Below are 17,303 nucleotides of genomic sequence, written 5' to 3'. Positions count from 1 at the left end.
GAGTAAAAAAATCACGTCAACTAGCAGATTTGGTGACCAAGGTCATCAAAAATAGAAGAGTATTCTCTGTTTGACTTATACTTTTCTATTGCCGCATCTAGTGTATCGTATTCTGATGAATCTACGTACCACTCCTTTGATTCACCAGCGAAACGATCCACTGCCACAAACCATTTTCCTTCATGTGCCTTAAAATCATGGTCGCGGAAAAAATGATCTGACTTCAAGCGCTCGTCTCTCATCAAATACGCACGCAAATGATCAACATACCGCCGATGATGCCCGAGAATATCCTCCGGCAGTTTCGTAAGCGGAAAGAACCTTCCAACGGTCGGCTCACCCTCTGCCCTGCAAAGCCAGAAAAGCGCTTGTTGATGCTGGGGCACGTCTCCAGACTCGGGGCGCGTATTGAAGTGACGTATAAATTCAAAAGAAGTAAGCTCCAAATCTGCTTCATTTTTGAGAACACGCCTTACACCCTCTTCGTCCGTCTCGCCCCGCAAGAGATATTTCCCCGGCATATGCCATCCCGTGTAGTGTTCATCGTCCCTATGCCACAAGAGAACACAAGGTTCGCCGTCAATATAACGAACAACGGCACATTCGAATGGTACCATTGGCAAAATTCCGAAAAATGACTCAAACACTTCTGTTCCGGTACGTTGCCATCCTACTTTTTTCTGAAGAGCCAAATAGGTTTGAAGCTCCTCTGACGTGAGTTCCGTTACTGCCGGCTGATCATTGTATGACATCCCGTCTTTCCTTTCTTAGAGTCCCGATGTTCTGATCGCCTCATTAATGTACGGCGCATAGTCCTTTTGAATATCAACCATATTGGACGGACATTCAGAGAACCAATGCGTGTCATGCGGTTTTGGGTTTTCCAAGCTCTGGATTAAGTTCTGTGGCGTACCACCACTCACCTCCTTTGTTAAAGGTTATTACTAAAAATCGCTCGAAGAAATTGTACAATATATTCTATAAAATACAAGAGCTCTGGTTACTAAAAACGCATACGTCATACTACTGAATTACATGGACATATAGTGCTTTTTCCCATAGGATTATAGTATGAATTCCCCTAAAAATGTGCTTATTACGGGAGCGAGCGGTATGCTCGGATCAGCTTTCGTCGATATTCTTGCGGGCAAGGATTATGCCGTACGAGCACTGGATCATGCGGCTCTTGATGTTACTAATCGAGATGCCGTACTCGCCGAGAAAGAACACGCGCCTGATTGGATTATTCATACCGCCGGCATTGTGAATGCCGATTTTTGTGAGGAGAATCAGAAAACGTGTTTTCAAAGCCACGTGGAAGGCACTAAAAATATCGTACTATTAGCCAAGCAAACAGGAGCCAGACTTTTTTATCCACAATCGTTTTTAATATTTGACGGTGCCGAATCCCCCATCACGGAAACTACCGTACCGCATCCGTTATCGGTATATGGCGAGGTGAAATGGGATGCGGAACAAATAGTATACGCAATGGCTCCACATGCACTCATTGTCCGCATGGCCGGATTTTTCGGTGGCGATGAGAAAGATAAAAACTTTGTCGGCAAGTTTGCAAAGCACCTACGGAAATGCATCGATAACGAAATACGCACCATTGAAGTGGGCGACCGTGTATGGCAACCGACATTCACGGAAGACTTGGCACGTAATTCCGTTTTGCTGTTGGAAGAAGGCAAAGAAGGCATATATACCATGGCAAGCAAAGGCGAGGCATCATTCTTTGACGTGGCGGTGACCATGGTGGATGTTTTTGGGCTTAGCAACAAGATAGAGATAATAAAAGTCTCTGCCGCCGATATAGAAAGGAAAACACGTGAAAACGCGCGCCGTCCCCAATATGCCGAGATGGAAAATAAGCGCCTTATACAGGAAAGATTAGATAAGATGCGGCCGTGGCGGGAAGCGCTGGAAGAATACTTGAAACACGATTATTTTAAAGACTTATTTAACTAATCTAGAACTACAAAACATTTCAGGAATAAAATTTTGAAAATCGCTTAACCCCAAATTTGCAAAGCAAATTCGGCCGCCCCAACCTACGATTTTAAAATTTATTCCTTCAATATTTTGTAGTTCTTTATTCTTAATTCTTGTTTATGGATATTTTTACCCCCTATTCCAAAAACGGCCTTGACCTTAAAAATCGCATCGTCATGTCCGCCATGACACGAAACTTTGCCGATAAAGATCATAGTCCCACGGATGATATGCGCGCGTATTATGAGCGCCGTGCCGCTAATGATGTAGGGCTTATTTTAACGGAGGGCACCATTATTCACCCAAGCGGAGACGGCTATCCCAATGTGCCGCATATTTATACCGAGAAGCAAATCGAGGAATGGAAAAAAGTTACTAATGCCGTACATACAGCAGGCGGAAAAATATTTTGTCAACTCTGGCATTGTGGGCGCATATCGCATCCGACCTACTTAAATGGCGAACTTCCCGTGGCGCCATCCGCCGTACAAGCGGAAGGTAATGCTCCGGGGTTACAAGAGCCATTCCCCACACCGCGCGCACTTTTACAAGAAGAAGTTCCCGATATCATTGATATGTTTCGAACAGCCACCAAAAATGCGCTTCGTGCGGGCTTTGACGGCGTTGAAATACACGGAGGACACGGATACTTAATTGATGAGTTTTTTGATACACGTATTAATAAGCGAACAGATGCGTACGGTGCGGATTCCATGGAAAACAGGAGTCGCTTCGGGCTTGAAGTTGTGAGAGCAGTTTTGGATGTTGCCGGGCCGGAACGTACCATGCTTCGTATTTCCCCGTCCCGCGACATGGGAGGTCTTTATGAATGGCCGAATTTGGAAGGCATGATCTCCTATTTAATACCCCAACTTAATACAATTGGTCTTCGCATGCTGGATATTAGCTGTGCCCGCAGTAATTATCACGAAACATCCGGAAAAATCGTGCGTATGGTGCGCCCTCTTTGGCCTCATACTATTCTTGCGGGTGCGAGTTTATCATTGGAAGATGCTCATAAAGAACTTGAAAATGGGTTAGTTGATCTCGTAACGTACGGGCGTTTTATTCTTGCAAACCCCGATTTTGTACATAAAATAAAAAACGGCGACCCGCTGGTGCCGTTTGATAACAGTATGAGAAGTACGTTATATTAATTTTCCCATACCATCCATGGACGACTTTCCTTGTTGTAGAGAGCATTTAGTCCTTCCAAGTGCTTGAACGTATCAACGCAGTGCCAGAAATTATTATGCTGATAGATTGCGAGATCTCCCCGTGCCGCTACGGTACGGAGCGGTTTTTCTTCGAAAACCATAGACCCTTCCGGAGAAAGCTCGTTAAATATACTTTTGTTACAGACAAAAAATCCGCCATTCGCCCAATCCACTGACTGCGGCTTTTCGACAAATGTTTTTACAATGCCTTCCTCCGCCTTAATGATACCAAATGGATTCGGCGGCTGAATGCCCGTAACCGTGACAGCTTTCCCCTTTTCTTTGTGATATTGATATAGACTCTCTATATCTACATTCGCGACTGCGTCTCCATACGTAAGGAAAAACTCTTCATCAGGATCAATATACTTCTTTATACGAGCGATACGACTCCCCGTCATACAATCAAGTCCCGTGTTTGCAAAGGTTATGTTCCAATTCGGTGTTTTTTTCTCGTGATGGATAATTTGCTTTTCTCCCGTACCAAGCTTTAGCGTAAAATCGTGAGCGAGTTCGTCGTATTTTAGAAAGTAGTCTTTTATCATATCGCCCTTGTATCCCAAACAGAGAATAAAATCATTAAAGCCATAATGGGAATAGAGCTTCATAATATGCCACAAAATAGGCTGATCCCCCACCATAACAAGTGGCTTCGGCTTATATTCAGTTTCTTCCTTGAGGCGTGTTCCCGTACCCCCGCATAATATTACTACTTTCATATGGATACCATTTTTCTTCTTGTTAATTTTTCGATAATAGCATGTATTCCCATAACAAAAAAGAGGAAATAAAACGGCAAAACGGGCACTAAAAACCGTGGTTCGACAGGCGCTATAATAAGTGCATAAATAATATTTACGTACAGTACGAGAAAGATAAAAACATGCCACCGCCTATCATAAGACTTCCATGCTTGTACCATGCCATATACCGCTACACCAAGAAATAAGAGCCATCCGGTACGAAGCATGCCTATGATGGCAAATTTAACACCTCGGGGGATTTCTTCGTGTGTTCCTATAAATACATGTACGAGAGAAAATCCGCGATGATTAACAAGAGCATTTAATTCAAAAATGCCCGGTACCGTAGTAACAATATACTTAATCGGATTTTGCCGTATCTTCTCTACCCCCCCGGCAAGAAAAAAGGCATTAATTTCATGATCGGCGACTCCGTCATCTCTCATGGCATGAATACGATCAATAATATAACGCCGATTAGCAGACGGCACCGGAAATTCAGCGTAGCCAGGAAATACATAGTCTGCTACGAGATTTCCGAATAACGAAGCTGTAGTATATGCGACAACCTCACGGGTAGATAATTCAGCAACACCTCCGCGCCCCCATATAATATGTCCGGTATTTTGTTCTATTTGATAATCCCCCGTTGTTAAATAATTGCGTATCATCCAGCCACCAGACGCTAATGCAATAATAGTTATAAAAACTGCTGCGTGAATAGTTGCACATTTATAGTCTCTCCTCCATGTATCCCGCACAAGAAAATAGACAATAATCGGGACCACATATAAAAAAATCGGTTTCGTCAGAACAAGAAAAGCAAAAACTGCCCCACACGCAACCGTCTTCCTCCAGAATACATCTTCGTTCCATTTCCAAAACAAAGTATATATAAGCAGTGTTACGAGGAACAAGGCAAGGATTTCTGATTCCATTTTAAATACATAAAAAGTAATGCCCCAAAAAAATGATATCCCCAGTAGCGGCATTACCGCTACCCACCTGTCAAACAGCATATTACTCATGCGCCACAACATGAATAAAGCTCCAATAAACAATAATACTTGTGCTACCCATGCAACCGTAAGATGCCTACCGAAAAGTCCGTACGGTATGGTAAGGAAAAGAGAATATCCAGGTGGCTTCTTAAAGTTCCCTAAACTCTCGCCTAGCGTATGCTCATCCAGTAAAGCAAACGCCTGGTCATTATAAACCTCTGCATCATCACGCAACTCATCAAACGAATTAAGTGTTAACGTTTTTCCTGTAACCCCAATAATAATGCTTCCCGCAACAGCAAACATCATTAAGACTACAAAAATTCTCCAATCACCATTTATCATGACAATATATTTTATACCCTCCCACGCTGCATCACGATAGAAAATTTCTAATCACCCAATTAGATACCAATACCATGTTGTCTCTGCAAGCAATAACTGTTCACACTCTATTTATAAGATTAAAATAAAATATCGCACCAATGGCTTTTATGCCATCCCGCCAACCAATTTTTTTTCCTTCTTTATATGTGCGTCCGTAGTAATTAATGGGCACTTCATAGAGGCGCCATTTTTTAGGACTATGTGCTATGCGGGCGGTAATTTCGGGCTCAATACCAAAACGTTTTGACATCAATTTTGGTGTAATGTCCATTATCACCTCTTTTCGGAATACCTTAAATCCTGTTTCCATATCCGAAAGATTCAAATTAGTGAACATATTGGAAAGAAGCGTAAGAAACTTATTCCCCATAAAATGCCAAAAATAAAGCATACGCTGGGACTCTCCTCGAAACCGTGATCCATAAACAATGTCGGCTCCTCCTTCCCGGAACGGCTTTAAGAGTATTGGATAATCTTTTGGCGTGTATTCTAAATCTGCATCTTGTATAAGAATAATGTCTCCCGTCGCTTTTTCAAACCCTTTCTTAAGAGCCGCTCCCTTTCCCCGATTATACTTCATCTGTATGACAATAATATCCTCGAGGGAAGATAAAATGTTACGTGTTTCGTCCATAGATCCGTCGTCCACCACGATTATTTCCCGCTCCGCTTCAAAACCAAATGATGCTTCTTTTACGGCATGAACAACCTCGCGTATGGTACGCTCTTCATTGTATGTAGGGATAATAATCGAAATCTTCATTTAAAACAGCGTATAAATAAAAGGTGCTAAAACCGATCCCTGCGTTACAACTAAAAGAGCGCCCACCAAAAAAAGAAATACGGCAATGGGAACCAGCCACCACTTTTTGCGTACTTTCAGAAAATCCCAAAACTCTTTTGCTAACGAAAATTTTGACATATTACCGTATAATATTGCGTTCTGTTATAAAATCAAAATAGGAATGCGCCAAAACCTCCACCCCCTCCTTTGTATAATGCACAAAATCGGTGAAAAGTTCCCTCTCCCCGCCAAACACCGCATCATTATCAATAAAAAATACTTCTTTCTCTTCTGCCACCTCTTTGATCGTAGCGTTAAAATCTTTGTGGTGCAATACAAATTCATTATGAAGCGGATATACCGTAATCGTATTGTATGTCTTATACCGCATATGACGGTCCCAATATTCTTCCGACGGCTCGAGCGGCTGGGTAGCGAGAATAACCGGTATGGCATGTGCTTCTGCTACATCAACAATAGTATCAAGATTACGTTTAAACACTGCTTTTCCTTCTTCCGGTGCCTGATCTCCATATGATTTCCTGTTATACACGGCATTACTTGTTTCCAATAGTCGGAATGTTAGCGCTTCTTTTCTACTTCGCATAATCCAGTATAAGCGCGACCATCCAAACAACGCCTGCAGGCGAGACGGGTAAGGAATAAACGTTTCGTTCTTATATTTATTTGAATAATCAAGAGAAAAATCCGGAAAATAAGACACTGTGAGATCATTGATGTTTTCACTTACAATAATAAGGTCGGGGTTCCACGATATAATATCTAACGACAACAGTGTTATAAGGTGCGGTGTTGCATAGGCGGAATTACCCGCATTAATAACTTCTATCTTTTTCTCCGGAAATTGTTCTTGAAGAAGTTGTTCCAGTACCAACGGATAGTGTATACCACTGATACGGTTTTGCGTTGTTGACCCTCCCAATGCAACAATACGAAAGGTATCTTCTCCTTTTTCAAACGGATACCGCTCGCCGTGCCGCCCTATAATTTCCATTCCTTCGTTTGTTTTTTCATAAAGAACAGGACCGAACATACGAAATGGAATGATAGGGCGTTCGGCCCGCGCTTTATTAGCGGCAAAATCTCCGCCGTGCGCATTGTCTATTATGCGCGCCGCACCCTCACTGAAAACGAGCAGTAATACAAGCGTCCCCGTTAAGAGAAAAAATTCCGCCTTTCCAATATGAATCGTGTTTCTGTGCCGCAACAAAATAGCGCCGCCGACAACCAAGAGAATATCAATCACCCATATAATAATACGATCCGATATTTTAAGAGAGCCGCTAAAACTAATCCAATGGGCGATAAGCCATTCATTGAAAAAAAGACCTGAAGAAATTGTTATTATTCCCAAAATAAAAAAGAAAACTGCTTGCTTAGAATTGCCGTTCATATTTTTCTTTTGTTACGTCTTCCGTACGCATAACCCAATAACTCGTTTGCTCCTCCCGTTTTATTCCCGTAAGAAACCTTTTGCCTAAGAAACGCGCTCCCACACCTATCGGGGTTACAATGCCATAAAAAAGAATGGCGAGAATAATCCTCGTTATAATCCATCCCAGTATGATAGCCCCTGCCATCCAAAGCTTCTGTAAAGGACGCAATGCCCATGGTGCAATAATGCCTCCTACAATAAGAATAAAAGACACGCCTAGCAAAAGAAGGGCGTACTCATCGCCATGCCATAATAGCCACCCCCCTATTACAGCAGAGACAATGCCGATAACCCTGCAGAAATTTTTCACATCCGCATCACTGCTTTCAATCATTTTTAATTCTTCCCTAATCATACTATTAATCCAGTGCGAATTCTTCTTGCTTATAATGAGTCTTCCTCTTTTGTTCTTTCTTGTCGAGGATGTACGGTCCCAATACTAGATAATCCATTTCCGTACGCATAAAACATCGATAGGCATCTTCCGGCGTACAAACAATCGGCTCACCGCGCACATTAAAAGATGTGTTTACTAAAAGGCCGTGCCCTGTATCTTTTTCGAATTGAGATAGAAGAGCATGATACAGCGTATTTGTTTTTTGATCTACCGTCTGAATACGCGCCGAATAATCCACATGCGTAACGGCCGGTATGTCTGATCGTACCGTATGAAGTTTATCAATACCAAACAGCTGCCGCTCCTCTTCTGACATTTCAGTTCTCCGTTCAGTGTTTACCACGGCCGTAAAAAGCATGTACGGACTTTCCTTTTCCAAAGAAAAATATGCTCTTGCTCTCTCTTTAAGAACGGATGGTGCAAATGGCCGGAATGATTCGCGGAATTTTATTTTGAGATTCATTACCGACTGCATTTTGGGAGATCGCGCATCTCCCAAAATGGAACGCGCGCCGAGCGCACGGGGACCAAACTCCATACGGCCTTGAAACCATCCTACGATATTTCCATCGGAAAGAAGCTTACTAACACGTTCCAACAATTCCCGCGCACCTAATTTATGAAATGGAATGCTATTTGCAATTAAAAATTCCTCTATAGCTTTTGACGAAAAAAGAGGTCCCAGATATGATCCGTTCATGGCGTCGTTCTCTTCATTGCTCCGGCGATTCATACCCGCATAGTGATACCACGCAATATACGCAGCCCCGACAGAACCGCCGGCATCCCCCGCCGCCGGTTGAATCCATATGTCCTCAAAAGGACTTTCACGGAGAAGTCTTCCGTTACTTACACAATTTAAAGCAACACCTCCCGCTAGACATAATTTTTTCTTTCCCGTTACGGCGTGCACGTGACGCGCTATACGTAGCATAATTTCCTCCGTAACCTCCTGAATGGACCGCGCCAAGTCCATTTCACGTTGTGTGAGATTCGATTCTGGAACGCATGGCGGACCGCCAAATAAATCATGGAACTTATTATTGGTCATAGTAAGGCCGGCGCCAAAATTAAAATAGCTCATATCAAGAGCAAACGATCCATCTTCTTTTACATCTATAAGATGTTTATAAATAATATCTTTGTAAACAGGATCGCCGTACGGAGCAAGACCCATAACCTTGTATTCCCCCGCGTTCACCTTAAATCCGGTATAGTATGTAAACGCTGAGTAGAGGAGGCCGAGCGAGTGGGGAAATTGTATATCAGCCATAATGCGTATCGTGTTGCCTTCCCCTATTCCATAACTCGCCGTTGCCCATTCTCCCACGCCATCGACCGTAATAATGGCCGCTTCCGCAAAAGGAGATGGAAAAAAAGCAGATGCCGCATGAGATTCGTGATGTTCCGGAAATAGTATCGTGCCGGTATAGTTTAATTCTTTTGCAATAATGTCCTTAATCCAAAGTTTCTGCTTCATCCAAACGGGTATCGCTTTTAGAAATGACTGGATGCCGCGCGGAACATAAGAAAGATATGTCTCCAAGATGCGCTCAAATTTGAGAAACGGCTTATCATAAAAAGCTATGTAATCAATATCTTCGATTGTAATACCAGCCTCTTCTAAGCAATAAGCAACGGCCCGTCGGGGAAAATCCTGATCGTGCTTTTTACGGGTAAATCGCTCTTCTTGAGCTGCTGCAACAAAAGCGCCGTCCCTCAGGAGACAGGCGGCAGAATCATGGTAAAACGCTGATATACCCAAAATATTCATTCTATCTTTTCGACTTCAATGGTAATAAACATGCCTATATAACCGGAAAGCGGCATCAGCAGATATTCCACACCCTTTACAACAGGGTAGAGAAATAAGGGCAATAATCCACGCATAGAGACCCCGCCACTCACCAAATACCGAAATGGCGTATGCATACGCAACGCTACTATTCTAAACGATTTATACTCTTTGTCAAAGCGCGCCCGGTCGCGTAAGAACACAATCCAAGGAAGTGCTCCGTTCGCTGACAGAAGCGGTCCCTTACTATGAAATCGCCATCCGGCAGAGGGATCGAATGGTTCCGGATGAAAATTCTTGTATATAAAACGCGCCCACAATGTATTTGCCGGTTCAATCATAATGATACGGCCCCCTTTTTTAAGACAGCGCTCCATCTCGTGTAAAAATGCTTCGGCATCCGGAATGTGGTGAAACGTATTCAACATAAGGAAAACATCCACCGAGGATGAAGCAAATGGCATCTGGAGTGCCGAAAACTGCATATCTATTCCGGGAAGCTCTAACACATCCGACGTAATAGTATTGGGAATAATATCTTTTATAAACCCACTGCCACTTCCCAGTTCTACAATAACCGGCTGTTTTCCGATAGCGGGAATTTTTTCTTTTTGTTCCTTGTAAAAATCTTCGTATATCTTTTTTAAAAACGGTTTTTTCTTTATGATACGCCCATGCAAGAGCGTTAACGCGGCATCACTTATTTGTGAGGCATTTTTCATTTCCGGTAATTGCAGCCATGACATTATATTCATATGCTATTGTTCTGACTCTTTTCCCTGCCTGCTCCATAATATATACCATAAGAAGCAAGCATCAAAAGGTAGGGGTCAATCGGATGCCGCAAACGCGCACTCACGCCGAATGCCGTACTGACAACAATCGTTCCAACAAAATATCCCACCATAAGAAAAAATAGCAATCCCGTCATACGGGTGGTACGATTTTTCAGAAGAAAAAATACACCGAGGATTGCCGCTATAAGAATTACCATCCAAAAAATCTTTCCCGCTATAATAATCGTTTTTTCCGCCCAAGAAAACTCCTGCCATGCCGCCATCACTTTTTGCTGCCAATCAGTATTAGTAAGCACCGCCGGTGTAAGATAATTATGATGTATTTTTATCTGCTCATCGGATGGCTTTTCAAATAAAACAGTATATCCTTCATTGGTAAGAAGTGAAAACGCCGCAAGTGCCATCGTTTTTATGAACGCTGTCGGATATTCTGTAAGAAACAAATACACCGCCTCACTATTGCTCGTGCATCGCGCGCTTACGGAGGAATAGTTTTCCGTTCCCCAGATTTCCGCCCAATTACTTGAATCAATGCGATGCTCCATAGCAAGAACTCCGCCCAATCCCCACCCACAGATATTATTGCTATCATTGGCGCTCACGCCGAAAGATCCTGTTACTGCGTGGTAACGCACTATCCATGGAGACAGAAGAAGAAAAAATAAGCCGAGAAAAATAAAACTCTGCTTCCAAGCCTTCTTATAGAAAAGCATTATGCCAACAGGAACTACAAAGAGATACACGGAGATAGGTTTTACTAACACAGAAATCCCCAGTGCAACTGATGCAAATATAATATACTGCCATTTATTTCCTTCCAGAAAACATAGGAAAAAATAGGTAAAGGCCAGAATAAAAAAGAGATGTAACGTCCCGGGAAGAATGAGAACATGAAGAACGGAAAGAAGAGGTTCAAAGGAAAACAAAAGTGCCGGTAGTAAGGCAAAGCCGGGTGATAAAAAGAATCGCCCAATAAGGTAGATGAGGATAGCGGCGGCGGATGCAATAACTGCTTGCACTAGAGCAACAATAATAAGACCATGCGTAAAAAAAGTACTAAAGAAACCTATTATCGCCGGATAAATCGGTGTGCGTAATATATTAGGATAAAACGTACCATCGGATGATGTACTAGAAAATCCGTTCCCGGAAAATATATTGTTACCAATATCAATATAAAGATGCGCATCTCCCCAAAGAAGGCGATCTGCTCCAAAAAAGAATACAACACCCACCACAAAAAGAATCTTTAGGGAAAGAATAATAATGAACAGCCGAAGCGGCGATTGAAAAAGTTTTTGCATTATAGAAACTTAATCTTACGCATGGCAAATACCACCATTCTAAGAAGAATAAGACCGTGTTTCCATCGCTGAATATTAGTACTCCCATACGTACGTGCCTGATACCGTATGGGGATTTCTACCATTTTTAAATTTAGTTTCGCTGATCCAAAAATGAGATCAAAATCGCCGAACGGATCGAAGTCTCCAAAGTAGGATCTGTTTGCGGCTATACGTTCGTAATCTTTCTTAAGAAGTACCTTTGTGCCGCAAAGTGTATCCTTAATGCGCTGTCCCAAGAGCCAGCTAAACATTATGCTAAAAAATTTATTCCCCAAAATATTCAAAAACCGCATTGATTCTTTCTCCAACGGATACACCAAACGCGATCCGTTAATAAATTCTCCCCGCCCCGTAGCGAGAGCTTCATAAAACTTTGGCAAATCTTTCGGGCGCACCGTAAGGTCAGCATCCAATATCATAAGCATCTCACCCGTGGCCATAGAAAACCCTTTCCGTACAGCATCTCCTTTTCCGGTACCGTTCTGCTCCGCATAACGCACCGTATATTTTTCGGCATAGGCGTCTGCCACGCGCTTTATTTCCAGAAGCGTACCATCTATTGAACCTCCTTCGACAAAAATAATTTCCTGCGATAATCCAAAAGCAGGCATTTCCACAAGAGCGCGCTCTATATTCCCTTTCTCATTACGCGCCGGAATTATAATTGATACGGAATACTCCTTTCTATCTTTTGGTGCCGGACGCGCCACCACATATTGAATAATCCCTAATCGTGACAATAGCGGGAGATGCGCCAGTACGCGATTACAAAATACTGACAGGAGCGGGATCCATACCGGCATAATCATGCGACGTCCCTGTTTTACTATCTCGAACCCGGCAAGGTGGAGCATACTTTCTACATCATGTGGTGATATCCAGTTCTGCAACGGCTGGCGCGCTTTCAGATGTAATACTTCCGCCAGCCACATCATGGGCTCCCAGAAATAATTAATATGTGTGATAATAATGCGTGTTTCCGAATGTGTCACGTTTGGAAGATTATGAAATACACGTTCTATATCTTCCACGTGCCCGATCGTATCCGAGAGCATAACATAATCAAATTTCTCATTAAGAGAGAGTGCTTCGGCATCATCCCGCCGCCATTCAAGCGTAGGATATTTTCTTCCAGCAATTTCTATCATGTGCGGACTAATATCAACTCCAACGCCCCGTTTTGGCTTCACCGATGCAAGTAAGTCCCCCGTTCCGGACCCAATATCAAGAACCGTGCTTTCTTCGGGAATAATAAAACGCATCAAATCAACCAACGCTTTATGGTAGTACCAGTTGCGCTTCTTCCATTCATCCCGTTTAGGAGCGATGGTATCGAAATAATTAATATGCTCTTGTTTGTTCATACCATGTAATTGTTTTCATAAGCCCTTCTTCAAATGATGTATCTGCAGTAAACCCAAATTCTGTTTTTGCACGGTTTACATCCAGTATACGCCGTGGCTGGCCATCAGGTTTTGATGTATCCCACTGGATCTCTCCTTTAAATTGGCATAAATGCGCAATTATATGCACAAGATCACGAATAGAAATCTCCCGGCCGGCTCCCAAATTTACGATATCCGGCTTATCATATTGCGCTGCCGCCAGAACAATTCCACGTGCAGCGTCTTCCACGTATAGAAATTCTCGCGTAGCCTGACCCGATCCCCATACGTCTATATGAGATTTTCCTTGATCACGCGCTTCGAGGCATTTTCTTATGAGTGCCGGTATAACATGTGAAGATGTTGGATTAAAATTATCCCGTGGGCCGTATAAATTAACGGGATATAAACTTATCACATTAAAGCCATACTGCGCTCGATACGCTGCCGCTTGAACTGAAAGCATTTTTTTCGCAAGGCCGTACGGCGCATTTGTTTCCTCCGGATATCCATTCCAAAAGTCCTCTTCCTTAAACGGCACTGGCGTAAATTTAGGATACGAACAAATCGTGCCGATCGCTACAAATTTCTGTACGCCCGCCTGAAATGCCGCGTCCATTAGCTCCGTACCCATGATAAGGTTGTCATAAAACAACTCGGCCGGATGCTCTCTATTATAACCAATACCGCCCACATTTGCTGCCAAATGAATAACAATATCCGCGTTACGCACTACCTGCTCACATTGCGTACGTTTCCGGAGATCGTAATCCCGCGCCCGTGGCACCGTAATCTGCTTTGGAGAAATACCCTGCCGCCTCAATTCCTCCACCACAAAGCTCCCCAAAAACCCGGCGCCTCCCGTAACAACGATATGTTTATCTGGTAACGTGATCATGAAAATGTTTTTCCGTATCAGCCTCCACCATCCTTCGAACCAGATCCGTAAAAGTAACGGACGGCTTCCATCCTAACGTATCCTTTATTTTTGTGGCATCCCCCAACAAGAGATCAACTTCTGTCGGCCGATAATACCGCTCGTCTATAACGACATATTTTTTCCAATCAAGTCCCACAAGATCAAAGGCTTCTTCCACAAATTCGCGTACAGAATGCGTCTCGCCGGTTGCCACCAAAAAATCATCCGGCTCGGTATGTTGCAACATCATATGCATCGCTCGCACATAATCAGGCGCGTATCCCCAATCGCGCCGAGCGTCTAAGTTACCTAGATATAATTTGTCCTGCGTGCCGGCAAGAATATTCGCAATGGCACGCGTAATTTTGCGTGTCACAAACGTCTCCCCGCGTCGCGGACTTTCATGATTAAATAAAATACCGTTTACCGCAAACATATTGTATGATTCACGGTAATTTTTTGTAAGCCAATACGCGCATACCTTTGCGGCTCCGTACGGACTGCGCGGATAAAACGGCGTTGTTTCTTTTTGCGGCGTTTCCATTACTTTCCCAAACATTTCCGAGCTGGACGCCTGATAAAATTTTGTATTGGGAAGTCCGGCATCACGAATCGCCTCTAATAAGCGAAGTGTTCCTACCGCCACAACATCCGTTGTGTATTCCGGCATATCAAAACTGACTCGTACATGACTCTGCGCTCCTAAATGATAGATTTCATCGGGACGTATAGTGCGAATAAGACGATTAATGGAACTGCCATCGGCGAGATCCCCGTAGTGCAAGAAGAAACGTACGCCGTCTTCATGCGGATCCTGGTACAGATGATCAATACGTCCGGTATTAAATGTACTGGCGCGGCGTATGATACCGTGCACCTCATATCCCTCATTAAGCAATAACTCAGCCAAATATGAGCCATCCTGTCCCGTAATACCGGTGATAAGAGCCTTTTTCATATACTTTACGATACAATATGAGTACTATATGCGCATCTTGACAATAATCATTTAAGATTTCTTATTTTCTTGCATACGAATACAAGATCATATGCCATATAGCGCATAAATGGTACGCGGGCAAACATATTATCTAACCGATACATACGCGTACTGCCAAACCACCGATAAAAAACTTTTGGCAAAACCCCAAACCCATACCAACGTTCCACAAAAAGACCATGCGCTTCGGCAAAACGCCGTGCCTGCCAATACGAAATCGTATTTAGGCGTCTCCCACGCAACGTAAGCCAGAGTTTTGTAAACAAACGATGACTCCATATATTACCGTGCATATTAAAAATAAATATACTATTTTCATCACGCATCTTTGGTGTCAGTACACGCATCATTTCTTTCCGTAATACTGGTTCTGCATTCAAAAATATCCTGAATGCCGTTATAAAATCATACTCTTCACCCGCGAGAACATCATGTTCCGTAAGATCTGCCTCTATAAGTTTCGCCTTCTTTACCTGATTACGAGCATATGCCAACATGGAAGCCGCATTATCAACACCGGTAGCTTCCCCAACTTCCTCTTCAAGATATCCAAGAATGCGCCCTGTTCCGCATCCAAAATCAAGATACCGTAGTACACTTGGCACACGTTCCTTGAGACGAGCAAGTTCCATATCAAGAAGCTTCTTTTCATACTGCCAGACCATATCATCATATGATCCTTGTTTATAGACCAGTTCTTCATACATCCGACTCTTCCGCTCTGTCTTATGTGATTCACGATAACTTGGTTTCATATACATTAACGTAGCAGACGCCTCTTTATTTTGCTAGAGTAATAATACTTATATGGATAGAATAACAAAACCAATTGAACGATTTCTGCGCACTGATACGTCATACATCTTTCAAAATAGCGCATGGCTAAGTGTTGCTAATATTGTACAAACTATAATAGCGCTTGGCTTGTCCATCATATTTGCACGCTATCTTACCAAAGATTTGTACGGTGATTATCGCTATATTTTAAGCATCATTGGCATGCTTGGTGTTTTTGCACTTCCCGGCGTTAGCTTAGCACTCACTCGAAGCGTTGCGCGCGGTTTTGCGGGTACGTTTCGCGAGAGTGCTCGCATTATTTTTCTCTCTACATTTCTTATAACACTCGGCGGATTCAGTACAGCACTCTATTTTTTTCTCCAAGGCAATATTCCTCTTGCGGAAAGCCTCCTTGTTATTGCTCTTGCTGCGCCATTTATAGACGGACTGGGTACTTGGCGTGCATATTTAGACGGCAGAAAAGAATTCCGTAAAAAAACTTTTTTAAACATAGCCGGATACCTATTCTACGGCATACTCATAGCATCTGCGGTGGGAACATTTTATATACATGAACTTTCTCATACCGAAGGGTTATTTCTTCTCATCGGTGCCTATGCCATAGGTTACGCTATTCCTAATATTATTTCTTTTCTTCTTACGCTCCGCACTACTCCAGTAACAGAAGAAAATGATCCGGCATCACTCCGCTACGGACTTCACTTAAGTCTTCTTGACATACCATCTACCATTGCAAGTCATATTGATTCTTTCCTTTTGTTCACCTACTTAGGTCCGAGTGCCGTTGCTGTTTATGCGTTTGCTATCGTGCCAGTACAGCGCCTTCGCGGATTTCTTGATATTATCCCCAACATCGCGTTCCCCAAAATTGTCGGTAAGATGGATAATCCGGCTGAATGGGATACATTCAAACAAACAATAACCCGCCGAACATACCGCGCTGTTACCATTACCACGCTTATAGTACTCACTTATGTTCTGGTAGCTCCTTTATTATTTAACATCCTGTTTCCCCGCTATACGGAATCCGTTCTTCTTTCCCAAATCTTTGCCCTTTCATTAGTACTGTATCCGTTTAATATATTCGGTGTCATCTTAAAAGCAGAGGGCACGATAAAGAATGTATATGCATTCAAAATTCTCTCTCCGGTTATTAAGATAGTAGCCGTATTCGCTCTTATTCCCTGGTTTGGTATCTGGGGTGCTATTATAGGACATATCCTTGGACGCTCCATTAATCAATTATTAGGGTTCATTATTTTTAAATTCAAAGAATAACC

Annotated in this window: 16 protein-coding genes; 3 read left to right on the top strand and 13 right to left on the bottom strand. The window is 42.9% G+C overall.

Going from position 1 to position 17,303, the window contains the following annotated elements; all coding sequences use genetic code 11:
* Positions 1-20 precede the first annotated feature (20 nt).
* Positions 21-752, bottom strand: coding sequence for a hypothetical protein (locus tag COU90_02095; GenBank protein ID PJE64609.1), 732 nt, complete (start codon positions 750-752; stop codon positions 21-23).
* Positions 753-1,071: 319 nt separating this feature from the next.
* Between COU90_02095 and COU90_02090 the strand changes: the two genes are divergently transcribed.
* The gene (locus tag COU90_02090; protein ID PJE64608.1) at positions 1,072-1,974 is read left to right on the top strand and encodes a hypothetical protein; all 903 of its coding nucleotides are present in this window, start codon (positions 1,072-1,074) and stop codon (positions 1,972-1,974) included.
* Positions 1,975-2,117: 143 nt separating this feature from the next.
* Positions 2,118-3,155, top strand: coding sequence for an alkene reductase (locus COU90_02085; protein PJE64607.1), 1,038 nt, complete (start codon positions 2,118-2,120; stop codon positions 3,153-3,155).
* On the opposite strand, the gene COU90_02080 is transcribed toward COU90_02085, so the two are convergent.
* The 12 genes from COU90_02080 to COU90_02025 form a co-directional block, all read right to left on the bottom strand.
* Positions 3,152-3,934 carry a glucose-1-phosphate cytidylyltransferase gene (locus COU90_02080; protein ID PJE64606.1) on the bottom strand — a complete coding sequence of 261 codons (783 nt, stop codon included), beginning with the start codon at positions 3,932-3,934 and terminating at the stop codon, positions 3,152-3,154. The two genes, COU90_02085 and COU90_02080, sit on opposite strands and share 4 nt — an antisense overlap.
* Positions 3,931-5,304, bottom strand: a complete 1,374-nt coding sequence (locus tag COU90_02075; protein ID PJE64605.1) for a hypothetical protein — start codon at positions 5,302-5,304, stop codon at positions 3,931-3,933. Before COU90_02075 ends, COU90_02080 begins: the two co-directional genes overlap by 4 nt.
* A gap of 100 nt (positions 5,305-5,404) precedes the next feature.
* On the bottom strand, positions 5,405-6,109 hold the full coding sequence (locus COU90_02070; protein PJE64604.1) for a glycosyl transferase: 705 nt from the start codon (positions 6,107-6,109) through the stop codon (positions 5,405-5,407).
* A gap of 160 nt (positions 6,110-6,269) precedes the next feature.
* A complete protein-coding gene (locus tag COU90_02065) occupies positions 6,270-7,544 on the bottom strand; it encodes a hypothetical protein (protein ID PJE64603.1) in 1,275 nt (424 codons plus the stop codon).
* Positions 7,528-7,920 (bottom strand): hypothetical protein, encoded by a 393-nt coding sequence (locus tag COU90_02060; protein ID PJE64602.1) that lies wholly within the window; start codon positions 7,918-7,920, stop codon positions 7,528-7,530. The genes COU90_02065 and COU90_02060 overlap by 17 nt, the downstream gene beginning before the upstream one ends.
* A 25-nt stretch (positions 7,921-7,945) precedes the next feature.
* The gene (locus COU90_02055; GenBank protein PJE64601.1) at positions 7,946-9,757 is read right to left on the bottom strand and encodes a hypothetical protein; all 1,812 of its coding nucleotides are present in this window, start codon (positions 9,755-9,757) and stop codon (positions 7,946-7,948) included.
* The gene (locus COU90_02050) at positions 9,754-10,500 is read right to left on the bottom strand and encodes a hypothetical protein (GenBank protein ID PJE64600.1); all 747 of its coding nucleotides are present in this window, start codon (positions 10,498-10,500) and stop codon (positions 9,754-9,756) included. The genes COU90_02055 and COU90_02050 overlap by 4 nt, the downstream gene beginning before the upstream one ends.
* A 29-nt stretch (positions 10,501-10,529) precedes the next feature.
* On the bottom strand, positions 10,530-11,879 hold the full coding sequence (locus tag COU90_02045) for a hypothetical protein (GenBank protein PJE64599.1): 1,350 nt from the start codon (positions 11,877-11,879) through the stop codon (positions 10,530-10,532).
* On the bottom strand, positions 11,879-13,285 hold the full coding sequence (locus COU90_02040) for a glycosyl transferase (protein PJE64598.1): 1,407 nt from the start codon (positions 13,283-13,285) through the stop codon (positions 11,879-11,881). Before COU90_02040 ends, COU90_02045 begins: the two co-directional genes overlap by 1 nt.
* Positions 13,263-14,210 (bottom strand): GDP-fucose synthetase, encoded by a 948-nt coding sequence (locus COU90_02035; GenBank protein ID PJE64597.1) that lies wholly within the window; start codon positions 14,208-14,210, stop codon positions 13,263-13,265. Before COU90_02035 ends, COU90_02040 begins: the two co-directional genes overlap by 23 nt.
* Complete coding sequence (gene gmd, locus COU90_02030; GenBank protein PJE64596.1) at positions 14,185-15,183, bottom strand: GDP-mannose 4,6-dehydratase; 999 nt, start codon at positions 15,181-15,183, stop codon at positions 14,185-14,187. The genes COU90_02035 and gmd overlap by 26 nt, the downstream gene beginning before the upstream one ends.
* A gap of 47 nt (positions 15,184-15,230) precedes the next feature.
* A complete protein-coding gene (locus COU90_02025) occupies positions 15,231-15,986 on the bottom strand; it encodes a hypothetical protein (protein PJE64595.1) in 756 nt (251 codons plus the stop codon).
* A 46-nt stretch (positions 15,987-16,032) separates the two neighbouring features.
* Between COU90_02025 and COU90_02020 the strand changes: the two genes are divergently transcribed.
* Complete coding sequence (locus COU90_02020; GenBank protein PJE64594.1) at positions 16,033-17,301, top strand: hypothetical protein; 1,269 nt, start codon at positions 16,033-16,035, stop codon at positions 17,299-17,301.
* Positions 17,302-17,303: the final 2 nt, after the last annotated feature.

The organism is Candidatus Ryanbacteria bacterium CG10_big_fil_rev_8_21_14_0_10_43_42 (assembly GCA_002793915.1).
Taxonomy (GTDB): domain Bacteria; phylum Patescibacteriota; class Minisyncoccia; order Ryanbacterales; family 2-02-FULL-48-12; genus 1-14-0-10-43-42.
This window is presented reverse-complemented; position numbering and strand designations above follow the sequence as displayed.